18 protein-coding genes and 2 pseudogenes are annotated in these 16,421 nt (G+C 70.0%); 12 read left to right on the top strand and 8 right to left on the bottom strand.

Features of this window, described 5'->3' with window-relative positions:
* Positions 1-433 precede the first annotated feature (433 nt).
* Positions 434-1,888 carry a PLP-dependent aminotransferase family protein gene (locus MJQ72_RS39510; RefSeq protein ID WP_240596019.1) on the bottom strand — a complete coding sequence of 485 codons (1,455 nt, stop codon included), beginning with the start codon at positions 1,886-1,888 and terminating at the stop codon, positions 434-436.
* A gap of 61 nt (positions 1,889-1,949) precedes the next feature.
* On the opposite strand from MJQ72_RS39510, the gene MJQ72_RS39515 reads away from it, so the two are divergent.
* Positions 1,950-2,582 carry a YitT family protein gene (locus MJQ72_RS39515; RefSeq protein WP_240596020.1) on the top strand — a complete coding sequence of 211 codons (633 nt, stop codon included), beginning with the start codon at positions 1,950-1,952 and terminating at the stop codon, positions 2,580-2,582.
* Between the two features lie 282 nt (positions 2,583-2,864).
* Here MJQ72_RS39515 and MJQ72_RS39520 read toward each other — a convergent pair whose 3' ends face one another.
* On the bottom strand, positions 2,865-3,389 hold the full coding sequence (locus tag MJQ72_RS39520) for a Clp protease N-terminal domain-containing protein (RefSeq protein ID WP_240596021.1): 525 nt from the start codon (positions 3,387-3,389) through the stop codon (positions 2,865-2,867).
* A complete protein-coding gene (locus MJQ72_RS39525) occupies positions 3,389-3,598 on the bottom strand; it encodes a sigma factor-like helix-turn-helix DNA-binding protein (protein WP_004559389.1) in 210 nt (69 codons plus the stop codon). Before MJQ72_RS39525 ends, MJQ72_RS39520 begins: the two co-directional genes overlap by 1 nt.
* Positions 3,599-3,659: 61 nt before the next feature.
* Between MJQ72_RS39525 and MJQ72_RS39530 the strand changes: the two genes are divergently transcribed.
* Positions 3,660-4,433 (top strand): protein phosphatase 2C domain-containing protein, encoded by a 774-nt coding sequence (locus tag MJQ72_RS39530; protein WP_240596022.1) that lies wholly within the window; start codon positions 3,660-3,662, stop codon positions 4,431-4,433.
* Between the two features lie 134 nt (positions 4,434-4,567).
* Positions 4,568-5,038, top strand: a pseudogene (locus MJQ72_RS39535) (DUF998 domain-containing protein); the annotation flags it as partial.
* A 78-nt stretch (positions 5,039-5,116) separates the two neighbouring features.
* Here the strand turns inward: MJQ72_RS39535 and MJQ72_RS39540 are convergent.
* Positions 5,117-6,121, bottom strand: coding sequence for a D-cysteine desulfhydrase family protein (locus MJQ72_RS39540; RefSeq protein ID WP_240596023.1), 1,005 nt, complete (start codon positions 6,119-6,121; stop codon positions 5,117-5,119).
* A gap of 76 nt (positions 6,122-6,197) precedes the next feature.
* On the opposite strand from MJQ72_RS39540, the gene MJQ72_RS39545 reads away from it, so the two are divergent.
* The 7 genes from MJQ72_RS39545 to MJQ72_RS39575 all read left to right on the top strand — a co-directional run bounded on the left by MJQ72_RS39545 (position 6,198) and on the right by MJQ72_RS39575 (position 12,619).
* A complete protein-coding gene (locus tag MJQ72_RS39545; RefSeq protein WP_240596024.1) occupies positions 6,198-7,580 on the top strand; it encodes an amidase in 1,383 nt (460 codons plus the stop codon).
* Entirely contained in the window at positions 7,577-8,125 is a 549-nt protein-coding gene (locus tag MJQ72_RS39550) for a TetR family transcriptional regulator (RefSeq protein ID WP_315860923.1), read from the top strand. Before MJQ72_RS39545 ends, MJQ72_RS39550 begins: the two co-directional genes overlap by 4 nt.
* A complete protein-coding gene (locus MJQ72_RS39555) occupies positions 8,122-8,973 on the top strand; it encodes an oxygenase MpaB family protein (RefSeq protein WP_240596026.1) in 852 nt (283 codons plus the stop codon). The genes MJQ72_RS39550 and MJQ72_RS39555 overlap by 4 nt, the downstream gene beginning before the upstream one ends.
* A 100-nt stretch (positions 8,974-9,073) precedes the next feature.
* Positions 9,074-10,522 carry a hypothetical protein gene (locus MJQ72_RS39560; RefSeq protein WP_396426910.1) on the top strand — a complete coding sequence of 483 codons (1,449 nt, stop codon included), beginning with the start codon at positions 9,074-9,076 and terminating at the stop codon, positions 10,520-10,522.
* Positions 10,519-10,926, top strand: a complete 408-nt coding sequence (locus MJQ72_RS39565; RefSeq protein WP_240596027.1) for a FixH family protein — start codon at positions 10,519-10,521, stop codon at positions 10,924-10,926. Before MJQ72_RS39560 ends, MJQ72_RS39565 begins: the two co-directional genes overlap by 4 nt.
* A gap of 18 nt (positions 10,927-10,944) precedes the next feature.
* The gene (locus MJQ72_RS39570) at positions 10,945-12,078 is read left to right on the top strand and encodes a hypothetical protein (RefSeq protein ID WP_240596028.1); all 1,134 of its coding nucleotides are present in this window, start codon (positions 10,945-10,947) and stop codon (positions 12,076-12,078) included.
* Entirely contained in the window at positions 12,071-12,619 is a 549-nt protein-coding gene (locus tag MJQ72_RS39575) for a hypothetical protein (RefSeq protein ID WP_240596029.1), read from the top strand. The genes MJQ72_RS39570 and MJQ72_RS39575 overlap by 8 nt, the downstream gene beginning before the upstream one ends.
* A 58-nt stretch (positions 12,620-12,677) precedes the next feature.
* Here MJQ72_RS39575 and MJQ72_RS39580 read toward each other — a convergent pair.
* Positions 12,678-12,931, bottom strand: a pseudogene (locus MJQ72_RS39580) (DUF397 domain-containing protein).
* A gap of 306 nt (positions 12,932-13,237) precedes the next feature.
* Between MJQ72_RS39580 and MJQ72_RS39585 the strand changes: the two are divergent.
* Both MJQ72_RS39585 and MJQ72_RS39590 read left to right on the top strand, forming a co-directional pair.
* A complete protein-coding gene (locus MJQ72_RS39585) occupies positions 13,238-13,510 on the top strand; it encodes a hypothetical protein (protein ID WP_240596030.1) in 273 nt (90 codons plus the stop codon).
* A complete protein-coding gene (locus tag MJQ72_RS39590; protein WP_240596031.1) occupies positions 13,507-13,779 on the top strand; it encodes a hypothetical protein in 273 nt (90 codons plus the stop codon). Before MJQ72_RS39585 ends, MJQ72_RS39590 begins: the two co-directional genes overlap by 4 nt.
* 6 nt (positions 13,780-13,785) lie before the next feature.
* On the opposite strand, the gene MJQ72_RS39595 is transcribed toward MJQ72_RS39590, so the two are convergent.
* Genes MJQ72_RS39595 through MJQ72_RS39605 form a run of 3 tightly spaced genes read right to left on the bottom strand, consistent with a single transcriptional unit; the run spans position 13,786 to position 16,332 of the window.
* The gene (locus MJQ72_RS39595; RefSeq protein WP_240596032.1) at positions 13,786-14,643 is read right to left on the bottom strand and encodes an SAM-dependent methyltransferase; all 858 of its coding nucleotides are present in this window, start codon (positions 14,641-14,643) and stop codon (positions 13,786-13,788) included.
* A 14-nt stretch (positions 14,644-14,657) separates the two neighbouring features.
* Positions 14,658-15,473: an SAM-dependent methyltransferase gene (locus tag MJQ72_RS39600; RefSeq protein WP_240596033.1), complete on the bottom strand. Its 816-nt coding sequence runs from the start codon at positions 15,471-15,473 to the stop codon at positions 14,658-14,660.
* 1 nt (position 15,474) lies between these two features.
* Positions 15,475-16,332, bottom strand: coding sequence for a helix-turn-helix transcriptional regulator (locus MJQ72_RS39605; protein ID WP_037335949.1), 858 nt, complete (start codon positions 16,330-16,332; stop codon positions 15,475-15,477).
* Positions 16,333-16,421: the final 89 nt, after the last annotated feature.

Below are 16,421 nucleotides of genomic sequence, written 5' to 3' on the forward strand. Positions count from 1 at the left end.
GCCGTTTTCGCCTGCCCCTTTTTTCAGGCAACCCACTGTCTTTCCGAACGGCCGACCGCGCCCGGCCGGTTCGGATCCCGGCCCCGGCGCCGCGCTGCCCCTGCGGCGCCGGGACCAGCACCGGGTGGACTCCGGGGGCTTCTGCTCACCGCGCCGAGCAGGAGCCGGCCAAGCTCGAAGTCCGCCTGAACCGCGGGCGGTTCCCGGCACGTCGAGGGGCTGTGCCGGGTAACCGCCGCGGTGCCCGTCCCGAGGTTTCGGCCTCGGGACGGGCCGGATAGCCGGTGCGCTGGTCGTGCGGCGCCGATGCCCTCCCTGGAGCATCGGCCGCCCCGCCGGCGCACCGGCTATTTCCGTTCCCGGCCCGCGTTTCGTCCTCTGGATGCGGTACTTGCACACGCAACTACCGCATCCAGAGGACGAAACGCGGGGGTCAGGTGACCTGGACGGCGACCGGGGCGGCGACGGCAGGGGTCGCGGCCACCGAAGCCGCCGCCACGCCCAGCCGTCGCACGGCCTCGAAGAGCGTCTCGGCCGGAAGCGCGTACGGCAGCCTCAGCCAGCGCTCCAGTCCACCGTGGACACCGAACCGCGAGCCCGGCGCCACCTGCACCCCGTGCCCCGCCGCCGCGACGGCCAGCCGCGTGCTCATCGGCTCCGGCAGACGGCACCACAGCGATAGCCCGCCGGGCGGGACGGTGAACGTCCACTCCGGGCAGTACCAGTTGAGCGCCCCGGTCATCGCGTCGCGCAGGGCCAGCGCCTCCTGGCGGCGGTGCGCCAGCGCGGCCCCGCCGTCGTCGAGCAGCTCCGCGAGGACGAGCTGCTCGAACACCGGCGACCCCAGGTCGACGGCGAACCGAGCGGCGATGAGCCGCCCGATGACATCCTCGGAGGCGCGGATCCAGCCGAGCCGCAGGCCCGCCCAATGCGATTTGGACGCCGAGCCGATCGTGATGCCGAGATCGCCCAGGAACGCGCCCAGCGGCGGTGGCCCGTCCACCGGATCGCCTTCGAGGTCCAGCTCGACCAGCGTCTCGTCGATGATCGCCGGTGTCCGAGCGCGGTTCAGCGCGGCCGCGAGCCGCTCCCGGCCCGCGGCGTCCATGCGCAGGCCGGTCGGGTTCTGGAAGTCCGCGACGAAGTACGCGAGCCTCGGCGCGGACTGGCGCAGCGCGGCTTCGATCCCGACGACGTCCCATCCGGTGACCGGATCCAACGGCACCGGCACCCCGATCGCGTGCGCGGCGCCGATGGCCTCCAGCGAATTCGGGTACGTCGGCTGCTCGACCAGGACACGGTCGCCTGGCCCGGCCAGCATGCGCAGGACCTGCACGAACGCGTGATGCGCGCCGTTGGTGACCATCACCTGGTCGGCGTTGGTCGGCAGGCCGCGTTCGGTGTAGCGGCGGGCGATCCGCTCGCGCAGGATCCGCAGGCCGCGTACCTGGTAGCCGGTCTCGCCGAGGTGGTCCACCAGCGCCTTCCGCGCGGCGTCCACGGCCGGGACCAGGCCGGCGACGGCGGGCGGGCAGGCCTGGGCGAGGTCGATGAGGTCCTCGCCGGTCGGCAGGATCGCGCTCCGGCCCCGGCCGCCGGGGGCCGCGATCCACGAGCCCGCCCCTCGACGGCTGGCGACCAGGCCGTCGGCACGCAGTTTGTCCAGCGCGGCGCCGATCAGCGTGCGGCTGACGTCCAGCGCTTCGGCGAGCTCCCGTTCGGCGGGCAGTTTCGTGCCGAGCGGCAGCCTGCCGTCGAGGACCAGCAGCTCGACGGCGGCCGCCAGATCCGCGGCACCGTGTCGAGAACCACTCTGCCGCCAACTCCCCAGCAAAAGGGCCAATTTCGTCCCTGAAACGCGTCCAGTCAGCGGGATCAGCGGCTCCATAAGGCCAATTGTTCCAGATTGGCCATGGTCAAGATAGCCACTTACCCCCGATGGTGCACTCGTGGCACTCAAACTCGACCTCAAGCCTGTCGTCATCTCCCAGGACACCACCCGCCGTTCGATCCAGCTCGTCGGCGGGCTCGCCCTCTACGGCGGCAGCATGGCCATGCTGACCAGGTCGGGACTCGGCCTCGACCCGTGGGACGTGCTCCACGAAGGCCTGATGAAGATCACCGGTCTCTCGTTCGGCACGGTCACCGCGATCGCGTCGGTCCTCGTACTCCTGCTGTGGATCCCGCTGCGGCAGCGGCCCGGGATCGGGACCGCGGCCAACGTCGTGGTCATCTCGCTCACCGTCGACCTCGTGCGGATCTTCCTGCCCGAGCAGGACGTGCTCGGCTGGCAGATCTTCAACCTGGTCGCCGGCGTGGTGCTCAACGGCCTCGCCGCCGCGATCTACGTCGGCGCGCGGCTCGGCCCCGGCCCCCGCGACGGGCTGATGACCGGACTCTCGGCGCGGACCGGCAAGTCGATCCGCCTCGTCCGGACCCTCATCGAGATCACCGTGCTGGCCGCGGGCTGGCTGCTCGGCGGCACGGTCGGCGTCGGCACGGTCCTGTACGCGCTCGCCATCGGCCCGCTGACGCAGGCCTTCCTGCCTTATGTCGTCTGGCGGGAGCGCGCTCGCCCGTGATCGGCAAGGACCGCCGGTGCGCGGTCGGCGGCTTCGCGTGACTGGATGGACGACACCCGTGACGGGATGGACGACATACGTGATTGGGCGGACGGCTCGCGTCGTTGCCCCGGCCGCGAGCGTGTCGTCCATCCCGTCACGCGTGTCGTCCGTCGGATCACGCGTGTCGTCCACCAGGTCACGCGTAATCGCGGGGCACATCTCGTGCTCGGAGGCGTAACTCGCGTGCTTGAAGACCGCACTCGCGTGCTCGGAGGCGTAACTCGCGTGTGCGGGGGTTGATCAGCTGGCTTCCCGCTGCTCCAGCAGGCGCCGGACGGCGAGGTAGTCGATGCCCCGCTGCGCGAGCACGTCGGCGGCCGCGCCGGGAACGCCCGTCAGCGCGAGCAGGAGGTGCTCTCCTTCGATGCGCTTGCTGCCGACATCGATGGCTTCGCGCAGGCTCTTTTCAAGCACCTTCTTCGCCTCCGGCGTGAACGGCCGATGGCCGCGTCCGGTGCGCCGCCCACCGGTCAGCGCGCCGGGGCCGTGGGTCTGCTCGACCCGCTCGACGATGTGCTCGACGTCGATGCCGAACCCGCTCAGGGCTTCGACGTCGGCGTCGCTCATCCCGCCCCGGCGGCGGACGCGCCGGAGGTCGTCGGCCAGTTCGTCCGCCGGGCACCCCAGGGCGGCGAGGACGCCGGTGTGCCGGGAGAGGGACGTCAGCAGATGCAGCGGATCGACGTTCCCGGACGCCTCGTCAGACGCGACGCGCTGAGCCCCGACGACCGTTTCGCGCAGTTCGGGCGTGAAGCGTTCGAACATCAATGCCTCCCGTACTTCTTGTGCACCGCTTGCCTGCTGACCCCCAGCTCGGCCGCGATCTCCTGCCAGGACCAGCCGTGCACCCGCGCGCTGCGGACCTGCACGGCCTCGAGTTGTTCCAACAGCCGGCGCAAGGCGGCGACGGCGCGCAATCCCACCCGGGGATCGCGGTCACCGGCTCGCGCGGCCAGATCTGTCGCTTCGGTCATGACGTCAACCTACGTTGACATCTCGCCCATGTCAACCTCAGTTGACAGTTAGGGTCGGGGCATGGCCGAAATCGCAGTGGCGGAAAGGGACGGAGTGGGCGCGGACGGATCGACGCGCCCGACCGAGGACCACGTCGCCGTCCTCGGCAACGCCGTGGTGGTGCTGGACGGGGCGACCGCGCCGCGGCCGGATCTGCCGTCCGGCGGCTGGTACGCGAGCCTCCTCGTGCACAGCCTGTCGCGGGCGCTGAGCGCGGAACCCCAGGCCGATCTCGCGGTGTTGCTGGCCGAGTCGATCGCTGACGTCGCCCAGCGCGAAGGCCTCGAACCGGGACGTTCGCCGTCGAGCACGGTCGCGATCGCGCGCTGGACGGACGACACCGTCGACGGGCTGGTGCTCGCCGACAGCCCCATCGTCGCCTTCGGCCCTTCCGGCGCCGACCCGCTCACCGACGACAGGCTCGTCTCGCTGCGCGAAAGCGGTCAGCTCCGCACCGGCGCCGACGTCCGCGCGAAACGCAACGCGCCGGACGGCTTCTGGGTCGCCGAAGCGGAACCCAGGGCCGCCGCCGAAGCCGTCCGCCGCAGTTGGCCGCGCTCGGAGGTCGACGCCCTGCTGCTGGCCACCGACGGCGTCGCGATCGGTGTCGACGAGTACGGCCTGTTCGACTGGCCGGAGGTGCTCGCCATCAGCCGGGAGCGTGGCCCGGACGCCGTCCTCGACGCGGTGCGCACGGCCGAGAAACAGGATCCCGACGGCGAGCGCTGGCCCCGCGCGAAAAGGCACGATGACCAGCTACTGGTACTCGTCGACTTCGGGGTAGCCCCAGGGTAAAACCGGGGGCTTCCCGGATCGGAAAACCGCGTCCGCGCGAGCACGCTGGACGCATGACGTTCCCTGGGGAGAGATCGCGGGCGAGACCCTGGCTGATCGCGTCGGGCGCGGCCATCGGCTGGGCACTGTTCACCATGGTGGTGCTGCACCTGATCAGCTCACGCGATCCGGTGTTCGACACGCTGTCCAGCTACGCCTATGTCGACCGCGGCACCGGCATGCTCGGGGCCAGCGTGCTCTCCCTCTCCATCGGCTCACTCACCGCGCTCGGCGCGCTGGCCGCGGCCGGGATCCCGCTCAGCCGCACCACGAAACTGCTGTTCGTGCTGTGGTCACTCGGGCTGGCGGCGGCCGCGATCTTCCCGGCGAGCTACCCGGAGTTCCCGGATCCGGTCAGCGGCGAGATCCACCTGTACGCGTGTCTCATCGCGTTCCTCAGCCTGCCCGCCGCCGGTTTCACCCTGCGCGACAACCTGCGCGGCACCCCCGCGGCCAGGCTGATCGGCCGCCTGGCCTGGGGCAGCGCCGCCGGGCTGATCGTCTTCGGGCTCAGCTTCATCTTCGTGCGCCTGGCCGACATCCCGTTCTTCAAGACCTTGACCGACATCGCGCCGGTCGGCGTCATGCAGCGGGTTTCCCTGGTGGCACACGTGATCCTGATCGCCGGGATGCTGAAGGTCGCGTCAGCCGCGCACCGCGTCGGCGAATTCGGGGGCGTACCCGTAGAGGCCGGGCAGCCCGCCCGTGTGCAGGAAGACAACGTGCTCGTCGGGCGCGAAATGGCCTTCGGCGGCCCAGCGGATCAGCGCGGCACCCACTTTGCCGGTGTACACGGGATCGAGCGCGATTCCTTCCGTGCGGCCGAAAAGCCGCACCGCGTCCCACGTCTCGCCGGTCGGGATCCCGTAGCCGGGGCCGATCGTGCGGTCGTCGATGCGCAGACCTTCGAGTGACGGCGGCTCAGTGCCGAGCAGCACGGAGGCGGCGATGGTGAGATCGGCCAGATTGTCGAGGGCTTCGTCGACCGGATGGCTGACGCAGGCGATGTCCAGCGTCAGCCGGTCGAGGCCGGCCGTGCCGACGACGAGCCCGGCGGACGTCCCGCCGCTGGCGTGCGGAGCGACCAGCCGCGCCTCGGTGATCCCCAGCTCGGCGAGCTGCCCCTCGATCTCCTGCGCGGCCGCGACGTAGCCGAGCGCCCCGACACCGTCGGAGCCGCCGACGGGGAACGTCGCCACCTGCCGCCCCTCTGCCGCGGCCTCGGTGATCAGCCGGTCGTAAGTCCTGCCGGTCTCCTCACCGTCGCGGCAGATGTGCACGTTCGCGCCGAAGAGGTGGTCGAGGGAGACGTTGCCGGACCGCTCGTACGCGTCGCCGTCGCGAGGGACCTTCGCGGTCAGCACGAGCTCGCATCGCAACCCGAGCTTCGCGCAGGCGGCCGCGGTCTGGCGGCCATGGTTGGTCTGCAGCGCGCCGAAGGTGATCACCGTGTCGGCGCCGTTCTCGATCGCCGCGCCGAGCAGGAACTCGAGTTTGCGCAGCTTGTTGCCGCCCACGCCAAGCGGATGCACGTCGTCCCGTTTGAGCAGCAGATTCGGCAGTCCGAGTGCCTCGCCCAGCCGGGGCGCGGGATGCAGCGGCGTCGGATAGCCGCCGAGGTCGACGCGGGGGAAGCGATCGAGGTTCATGAACTTCACGTAACCACACCGAGGCTACTCGGTGGTATCGTTCGTTTGAACGAACGAGAACCTGCAGGGGGAGCCCATGACCACCTCGAAGGCGGACCTCGCGTTCACCGGCCTCGCCGAACAGGCCTCGATGCTCACCGCCGGAGCCACGACATCCGTCGAGCTCACGCGCTTGGCGCTCGAAAAGGCCGAAGCCAGCCAGCCCGTTCTCAACGCCTTCAAATGCCTTCGCGCGGAAGAAGCCCTTCGCGAGGCCGAGGCGGCCGACCGGCGGCTGGCCGACGGCGAATCCGCTCCCCTGCTCGGCGTCCCCACCGCGATCAAGGACGACCTCGACGTCACCGGCCTGCCGACAGCGTTCGGTTGCGAAGGCGATTTCTCCGTCGCGACAACGGATTCCCCGCCCGTCGCCGCGCTCCGCGAGGCGGGCGCGGTGCTCATCGGCAAGACCAACACCCCGGAACTCGGCCAATGGCCCTTCACCGAAGGCCCGGCGTTCGGCGCGACCCGCAATCCGTGGGACACCGAACGCACCCCGGGCGGTTCCTCCGGCGGCGCGGCGGCGGCCATCGCGTCGGGGGTGATCGCCGCCGCGCTGGGTTCCGACGGGGCGGGGTCGATCCGGATCCCGGCCGCGTGGACCGATCTGGTCGGGATCAAACCGCAGCGTGGCCGCGTCCCGACCGAACGCGAACTCTTCCACGGCCTGACCGTGGTCGGCCCGCTCGCGCGCACCGTCGCCGACGCGGCGCTGCTGCTCGACGTCGCCGCCGGCACCGGCACCGCGTTCCAGGCCGCCGCCCGCCGCGAGCCGGGCCGGATGCGGATCGGGTTGTCCAAGCGGATCCCTTTCACCGCGACGAAAACCAAACTCGAACCGCAGGCGCACGCGGCCGTCGTCCGGCTCGCGGAGCGGTTCGCCGAACTCGGCCACGAGATCGTCGAGATCGAACCCGACTACCGGCTGATCGGCCTCACCTTCCTGCCTCGTTCGCTCGTCGGCGTGCGCGACTGGTCCCGTCGCGTCCCGGACCAGGCTCGGCTCGACCCGCGCACACGCGCCAACGCACGGCAGGGTTCCGCACTGGCCGGGCCGGCCCTGCGGCTCGCCCGCGCCACGGAACCGTTGCTGCAACGGCAGATCGGCTCGGTGTTCGGCCGGGTGGACGTCGTGCTCACGCCCACCACCGCCACGCCGCCACCGCGGATCGGCACCTTCGACAAGCTCTCCGGCTGGCAGACCGACCAGGCCATGATCGCCGCGTGCCCCTACGCTTGGCCGTGGAACGTGCTGGGCTGGCCGGGGGTCAACGTCCCCGCCGGGCTGAGCCCGGAAGGCCTGCCGCTCGGCGGTCAGCTGCTCGGTCCCTCGCATTCCGAGGAGCGGCTGATCTCGCTGGCCGCGCAACTGGAAGAGGTCGAACGGTGGCAGGACCGCAAACCCGAGACCGCTTGGTGAACACCCGCGAGGCCATTCTCCACGCCGCCCTCAAGGTGGTCGGGGAACAAGGTGTCGGCGGGCTGACCAACCGCCGGATCGCGCGGCAGGCCGAGGTCTCGCTCGGCACGCTGACCTACCACTTCCCCAGCCAGACGGCCTTGCTGCGCGAGGCGATGCTGCTGTTCGTGGAAGAAGAGACCACGAAGCTGACCGGGTTCGTCGACGCGTACCGCGAGCAGGGCCTGAGTGTCGAGCAGGCCGCGTCGGTGGTCGAGCAGGTCATCGAGCAACTGCCGTTCGGCACCGACGAACTCGGCGCGCACGAGCTGTACCTGCAGGCCGCGCGCGACCCGGAACTCCAGGACGCGGCCGCCCGCTGTTTCGCCGCGTACGACGAACTCGCGCTGGTGATCCTGAAAACGCTCGGCGTGCCGTCGCCGGAACGGCTGACCGGTCCGGTCGTCGCGCTGATCGCCGGGTTGCAGTTGCGCAGGCTGGCCACGGGCGACGACGGCGTCGGGGTGGCGCAGTCGCTGATGATGCTCGTCCGCGGCGCGTCATGACCGGTCCGCCGATCGTCAAGGGGACGGCGGCGTGGAAGTACTTCGGCGACTTCCGGGCCGGGCTGCTGGCGGGCCAGGTGCTGGTGCTGCAGGTCGCGCATCCGGTCGTCGCGGCCGGGGTGCGGGATCATTCCGACTACGTCGAGGATCCGTGGACCCGGCTCATGCGCACGGCCGCGTCGCTGTCCATCTACATCTACGGCGGCCCGGAGGGCGCGCGGTACGAGGCGGACCGGCTGCGCGCGCTGCACCGGTCGTTCACCGGCGTCGACGGCGGGCGCCGCTACAGCGCGCTGAACCCGCACGCGTACGCCTGGGTGCACGCCACGCTCGTCATGGTTCCCGTTGACACACAACGGTTCTACGGCACCCCGATGACACCGTCCGAATTGGACGAGTACTACGCGCAGATGCGCGACGTCGGACGGCTGCTCGGCCTGCGTGAGCAGGACATGCCACCCACATGGCCCGAATTCGAGCGGTACTACGCGGAGATGATCGACGGGTTCGGCCCGAACGAAACGATTTCGACATTGTTCGAAACGATTCGGACGGTGAAGAAACCGTGGAGATGGCTGCCCGACAAACGCTGGATTCGGCTTCAGCGATGGCAGCATCGGGGGCAGATGTTCGTCATCCGCGCCACACTGCCGCCCGCACTGCGTGATCGCCTCGGTCTACAGTGGACTAGTCGTGACCAGCGCCGATTCGACCGGTTCCGTCGCGTGGTGCGCTTCCTGGGCGGCCTGGTGCCGGTGACGCTGCGTTCGTCGCTCGTGCGGAGGATCGGCAGGCTCAACGTCTGGTTCCGGGCGCATCCCCGCGCGTATCGTTTCCTCGGGGGCTGACCCCCCCACCGGAGTAAGGGACGTGGTCCCCTGTACGGGGGACCCCGATTCCCCCGCGCTGTGACGCTTTCCCGGGCCGTCGTCGTTAACTTCGGCCGGGATGGGGAATTCACCGAGGGGGCGGCGCACGGCGCCGATGGTCATCGCCCGCGTACTCGTGCTCTGCGCGCTGGCGTCCGTTCTGCTGTCCGGCACCGCGCAGGCGGACGGCGTGTCGAGCGGCGCGGACGTCCAGGTCGCGCAGACGCTCGGCACGCGGGATCTCACGGTCATCCTGCGGCGGATGGACATCGCGCCCGGACCGCTGCACGTCGACGTCGTCACGCATACCGGAAGCGCGCCGGGAACGCTGAAACTGCGCGCGTCCACCGCCGGAACGACGTTTTCCGAAACGACGGTGCCGCTGGACGGGAAACCCGGAGCCCATGCGGCGCGGCTTCAGGTCGATCAGCCGGGGCCGTGGGAACTCGGCCTGGACGACGGGACGGATACCGCCTCGATCCCGTTCATCGTTCCGGCCAGGGTCATCCCTCCGTGGGAGAAGGCCACCTTCGGCGGCTTCGTCGCCGCGGGTGTGTTCCTGGTGCTCGGCCTCGTCGTCGCGATGCGCGTCAAACGGCCGCAGCTCGCGCTGATCCCGGCGGGCGGGATGGTCGCCGCGCTAGCGGTCGCGGTCACCGGCGCGATGCTGTCGGCGTCCACTCCGCCGCCGCCCGCGCCCGGTGCGGCGCTGGATCCGACGATCGACAACATCCGGGACCCGTACGCGAACGCGCAGATGTCCACAGTGGACTTCTCGCGTCCGCCGGTGAATCTGGCCGTGCGTTCGCCGAACGCGCGGACGGGCGCTCTCGCCGAAGTGCGTCTCGCCCTCGCCGACGGCTCGACCGGCCGCCCCGTCGACGACCTACTGGTGCACGACAACGCTTTGATCCACCTCGTCGTCATCTCGCCGACGGGCAGGCTCTGGCATCTGCATCCGGTGCGCGTCGGCCCTGGTGACTACCGGGTGAAGTTCACCCCGCCCGAGGCCGGGACCTACGCCGTCGCCGCGGAACTCGCCCGGCGAGGCGGTGGCGTGCAGCTGCTCCGCACCACACTGGGTGTCGCGGCCGGAACGGACTCCCCGGCCGAACCCGTCCCCGCCGGAGCCGGAAAGCGGGTCGTGCAAGGGAATCCGGTCGACGTCGAGATCCGGCCGGGTACGCCGGCCACGATCACCGCGCGGTTCGCCCACGCGGATCTCCAACCCTGGCTGGGCATGCTCGGCCACCTCATCGTCGTCGGCCCGATCACCGGCGACCACCGGGTCGGCGCGGATGCCGCTGCCGCGCCGACCTGGGCCCATGTGCACTCGATGATCCCGCAGGCACCGGGAATGCCGGGCAAACCCGACGAAACCGTCGCCGCGTACGGTCCCGACGTCCCGTTCACGTACACCTTCGCCGCGCCTGGAAAGTACCGCGTCTGGCTGCAGGCCGAGCGCGGCTACACGGTGCTGACCGTGCCCATGCAGATCGAGGTCCCGGCGGAAGGGGCACCACAGTGAATTCCACAGTGGACGGACGCAGACCCGTCCTGCTCATCTCCGTGGTCGCCGTGCTCGCGGCGGCGATCGTGGCCTGGCTGGTGTGGCCGAGCGGCGGCGGGGAACAGACACAGCGCTCGACGCAGGGCCCGTACACGGTGCAGTTGTCGGTCGAAGATCCGCACCAGGGCGGCAATGTCTTCGCGCTGACCGTCACCGGTGCCGCGCCGGACGTCGTCACGCTCGAACCCGTGATGCCCCAGATGGGGCACGCGCTCGCGCCGTCGCCCGCGATCGCGGAGGGGCCGGGCCGGTTCCGCACCGGCGACGTCCTGCTGCCGATGTCGGGGCAATGGGAGATCACCGTTTCACTGCGCGGGCCGTCCGGCGCCACGCAGCACGTTTTTCCTTTGCTGGTCAAGTAAGAGAGGGAGGTCGGGGGTATGGATCTCACCGCGGGAGGGGCGCGGGTCGCCTCGGTGGCGCGAAGTGAACGCACCGGTCTCGTACCGGCGGGCACGGTGCTGGCCGGATCGGTGATCTTGCTGATCGGGCTGACCTGGGACATCCAGTGGCACGGCGACGTCGGCCCGGACACGTTCTTCACGATGCCGCATCTGTTCCTGTATTCGGGCAGCGCGATCTCCGGGCTCGCGAGCCTCGTGGTCGTGCTGATGACCACGGCCGCGCGCCGGGCGGGGCGGCCGGTCGACGCGCGGGTCGGCGGCCGCGCGATCAACGTCTTCGGCAAGATCTTCGCCGCGCCCGCCGGCTACCTGGTGACCGGGACGGGCGCGGCGATGTTCCTGCTGTACGGCCTGTGGGACCAGTGGTGGCACGGCCTGTACGGCTTCGACGCCGTGATCGACTCGCCGCCGCATATCGGGCTGCTGCTGTCGATCACGCTGAGCATCATCGGCACGGTGATGGTGTTCGCGGCCGCGCGGGAACACCGCTGGGGCACCGTCGGCGTGGTCGGCAGCCTCGGCGTGCTGATCGCGTTCAGCACGGTGACCGTGCTGGGGCTGCAGCAGATCGACGTCGACGGGCTCGACGTCGTCTCCGTCGGCATCGCGCTGCTTTCGGTGCTGCTGGTCTCGGCGGGCGCCGGGTTCTGGGGACGGCCGGGCGGAGCGGTCCGGGTCGCCGCGGCGCTGGCGGTGATCCAGGCGATCACCTGGTGGTTCTCACCGTGGGCCGCCGAGGCGTACGCGAGCGCCGTCGGCCTGCCGATGCGCGACTACATCGACGGCGTTCCCGCGATGCCCTCGATGATGCCGATGGCGCTGCTGCCGATCGCGGCCGTACTCGAAGCGGTGTATCTGCTTTCGCGCCGCGGCTGGTCCGCGGGCCGGGTTTCGGTGCTGGCCGGCGCGGTCGGCGGGCTCCTGGTCGGAGCGAGCATGCCGATCCAGAACGCGATCGTCTACAGCGCCGACCGGATGCCCTGGGCGGTCGTGTTCGCGACGGGCGCCGCAGGCGCGGTGGTCGGGCTGCTCGGCGGCTTCGCCGGGTGGCGGTTCGGCGGGATGCTGAGGCTGCTGGCCCCGGCGAAGGGGGAGAACGCGCATGCGTAAGACATTGCTGGCCTTGGCGGCGGCGATCGGGTTGCTGTTCGCGACCACGCCCGCGGCGAACGCCTACGAACCGGTGAACATCGTCCACACCGAACGGGTCCAGGTCGGACCGTACGGGATGACCGTCGGCTTCAGCACCTGGCCGTTGCGCGCCATGCAATCGCTGGACTCCACGTTCATCCCGGACGACGGGATCGCCGGGAAGTCGGGGACGCTCGCGTTCCTCAATCCGGAGACCGGGCGGCTGGGGCGTCCCCAGCCGCTGGCGAAGCATCCGCGGAAACTGGAGGTGTGGGGACTGGACATCCGGGCCCTGCAGACCCAGGGCTCGTGGACGTTCCGGTTCGAGATCGACGGGCCCGCGGGCAAGGGCTCGGGAGAACTCCGTGATCTGGCGGTGCTGGAACAGCCGGGGCCGCCGATGGCGGTGAGCTGGTCGATCAGCCTGATCCCGCTGATCGTCCTCGCCGTCCTGATCGCCGTCGCCTGGCGGCGTACGAAATCCCGGCTGCGGGGGAACGGGCTCGCCGCGACGGTGTGACTCGAAGTGACCGATGATCGGCTGGCTCGCGTGTCCCGATGGGCACGCGAGCCTTTCGTCATGGGCTCAAATCGAACTGTCCGGCCTTGACCGCCTTGAGAAAGGCGTTCCACTCACCGGAATCGAAGACGAAGACGGGGCTGTTGGCCAGTTTGGTGTCACGGACCCCCACCAGGCCTTCGCGCGCGAGGTTGACCTCGACACAGTTCCCCCGTTGGGCTCGCTCGCGAAGGACTTCTCCCACGCGGAGTCGTCGAACAGCGACACGGCCGTGGTCGGATCGTAATCCGCCGCCGATGGATAATCGGCCATTGGTCGTACCTCCGAACGTCGGTCGGGGGTGCGGGCCGCGACCTGCGCGAACCGTCACCGTCCCGGCTTCTCCCTGCCTCAACGGGACTATCCCGCACGGCCAAGTGGGTGATCAACTCCGCCCACCCTCGACATGAAGATTATTCCAGGAGTAGGATTAATCGCAGCGGCCGGGGCTCGGTTGTTGGTGAATCGCTCGCAGTACGTTTCACCGTTTCGGCAGGCCATCGACGGCAGATGACCGGCAGGGACGTCTGCCCCGCGGCGCATGACCACCCACCGCCGACCTCGTGGGGGAGGATCAGCGTGATCATTCAGGACACCATGCCGGCGACGGTACTCGCCGTCGGCAGGCTCATGGCCGGGACGGCGGGCGAAAGCCGCCGCTCCGCGCATCTTTTCGACTTGCACTCCGGGGGTTCGCACCCCGAGTTCCTGCACGCCCGGTGCGGCGCGGCGATGCCTTACGACCACCTGGAATGGGTCCCCGTCGGTTCGGGGATGCCTTGTGAACGTTGCCTCGGCCTAGCCGGTTCGGCCGATCAGGCGCGGCTGCCGCGTCCGAGCCGGGGGGTGTGACCGCCGTGGCCGTCCGCCTCACCACGCTGCTGTTCCGCCGTGAGGACGAACGCCTGGCCTCGGCGAAGCACCACCACCGCACCATCGGGCTGGAACTGCGTCAGCGGTTCGGGTTCAGCCTCATCCAGGCTCCGTTGCGCAAGCAGCCGCCGTGGAACTCCGAAATCGATTCGCCGGGCGCGCACCGGGACCTGATCAGGACCGGCCGGCCGCTCGAAGGTCAGTTCGAGCTGACGCCCCTGATCGGGCATCTGACCGGCCGGGCCTGACGAGGATCAGGGCTTGCGGCCCAAGCCGCCGAGCCCGCCGGTGAACGTCGGGTCGTCCGCGAACCGGTCGCTGGCACGGGAATCCGCCTCGTCGAGATGCCAGGTGGCCATCCAGTCGATCCCCGGCTCGACCATCTCCAGTCCGTCGAAGAACGAGGCGAACTCGGCGCGGGACCGCAGATGGAACGGCGCGCTGGTCTTCTTGTACAGCTCCTGGACGTTCTCCCGGTTGTCGCCTTCCTTGCGCGTGACGCCGTCCTCGGTCAGATGCGAGGACAGGAAGTACGAACCCGACGGCAGGAAATCGAGATAGCGCTGGACCATCTCGTACACGGGCTCGTCCGGGCCGAGGAAGTACAGCAGGCCCACCAGTACCAGCCCGATCGGCTGGCGCGGGTCGATCACGCCGGTCTCGAGGGCGCGTTTCCAGATGTCGGCGGGATCCCGGACGTCGCCCTGCAGGACCGCGTGCCGCCCGAGCAGCCCCTCACGTTCCAGCAGCAGCTGGGAATGCGCGACGGCGACCGGCTCGATGTCGACGTAGACGACCCGGCTGTCCGGGTTGACCGCGCTCGCGATCTGGTGGACGTTGCCGACGGTGGGCACGCCGGAACCGATGTCGAGGAACTGCGTGATCCCCTGGCGGGCCAGGTATCCCACGCCGCGGCCGAGGAAGTCGCGGCCGACGCGGGCGAACGTCTTGACCTCTGGGAACTGCTTGAGCACCTGCGAGCCGAACTCGCGGTCGATGGCCCAGTTGGCCGAACCGCCGAGGAACCAGTCGTACACCCTGGCCACGTTGGGTCGTTCGAGATCGACCCCCTCGGGGGCCACCGGGTCGATGGGGTCGTGCTGCGTCGTCATACCGTCACACCTCGTCAGGAAGCGGGTTTGCGGGCGACCCCGCCGATGGCGCAGTCAACCGCAGGCGGGCGGGGGTCGTCCAGCCGCCATGCGCCGACCGGGACCAGACCCGGTGTCACGAGGTCGAAATCCCCGAAGAAACCGAGGATCTCTTCCTTGTCGCGGAAGGACGCGGGCGTGCTCGACTGTTCGTACTGCTTCACGACGCGCTGGATCTGGGCCAGCTCGTCACCCTCCACGCCGGACATCGTGACGTGGGACAGGACGTAGAAGGAACCGGCGGGCAGCAGCCTCCGGTAACGGGCGATGACGTCGGAGAGTTCGGGGCCCGGCACGAAATGCAGGACCGCGACGGTGAGCAGGGCGACCGGTTTCGCCGGGTCGAGCACGCCTGTGTCGAAGGCGTGTTCCCAGATGTCGTCCGCGTCGCGCAGGTCGCCGCCGATCACCGCGTGCCTGGCGGGATCCCCGTTCCGCTCCAGCAGGATCCTGGCGTGCGCGACGGCGACCGGTTCGTTGTCGACGTACACGCACCGGCTGTCGCCGTCGACCTCGTCGGCGATCTCGTGGACGTTGCCGACTGTCGGCACGCCTGAACCCAGGTCGAGGAACTGGGTCACGCCGTGCTCGGCGCAATACCGGACGGCGCGGCCGAGGAAGGCCCTGTTCGCCCTGGCTGCGGTGCGCACCAGCGGGAAGGTCTTGACCAGCTGCTCGCCGAATTCCCGGTCCACGGCCCAGTTCGCGGTGCCGCCGAGCGCCCAGTCGTAGATCCGGGCGGCGTTGGGCCGCTCGAGATCCACGCCTTCGGGGAGGAACCGCGGGTCCATCTCAGGCTTGCATCTGTGTTCTGTACAGCTCGGCGAGTTCCTTGAGGAACTGCCGGGTTTCCTGGCGTTCCAGCGCGGCGCCGCGCAACCTGTCCCAAGAGTCCACGAAGATGTTGAAGTCCTTGACGTCGTCGAGGTACAGCCCGCCGGCGGAATGTTCGATGTAGACGAAATCCCGGGTGCGGTCCGGGAAACGCATGATGGTGAAGTCGTTGGGCACGGCGGCGAGCCGCGCACCGAACGGCAGCACGTGCACGTACACGCGCGGATGCTTGTCCAACGCCAGCAGATGCTCGACCTGGTCCAGCATCACCGCCGGGGCGGAACCACCGGGAGCGCGGCGCAAGGCGCCCTCGCTGATGATGAACCGGTAGTAGGGCGGCTGCTGCTGCTCGAAGACGGCCTTGCGGTCCAAGCGGTTGCGGACCAGCGAAGTGACGTCGGTGGCGCCGGCTTCGGTGAACTGCTTGAGCATGTAGTGCTCGGACTGCAACGGGCCGGGGATGCGCTCACCGTGCCAGGTGAGGATCTCCGCGGCCGCGGGTTCGAGGTCGGTGAAGGTGCGGAACCAGTGCGGCACCACGGATCGGTAGCCGGACCAGTGGCCGCGCTGCCCGGCCGCGGCGCGGGCCAGGTTCATCAACGTGTCGGCCTCGTCGCCGTTGATCCCGAACGCGTTCAGCATCGATCGCACATCCCCGAGCTTGACCCCGACGGCACCGGACTCGATCTTGTTGACCTTGCCCTGGGTGCAGCCGAGCACTTCGGCGACCTGCTGCTGTGTCATCCGCGCGGCGTTGCGGGCATGCCGGAGCTCGTTCCCGAGCTGCTTCCGGCGCGAGGTGACGGTGCTGGCCATCGCCTTGCTCTCCCGGACATAGACCAGGACCGCGGTTGCCCGCCGTCCTGCGCGCGAATACTCGAACCCACCCAGGGTACTTCACCTTG

It is taken from the genome of Amycolatopsis sp. EV170708-02-1 (genome assembly GCF_022479115.1).
Taxonomy (GTDB): domain Bacteria; phylum Actinomycetota; class Actinomycetes; order Mycobacteriales; family Pseudonocardiaceae; genus Amycolatopsis.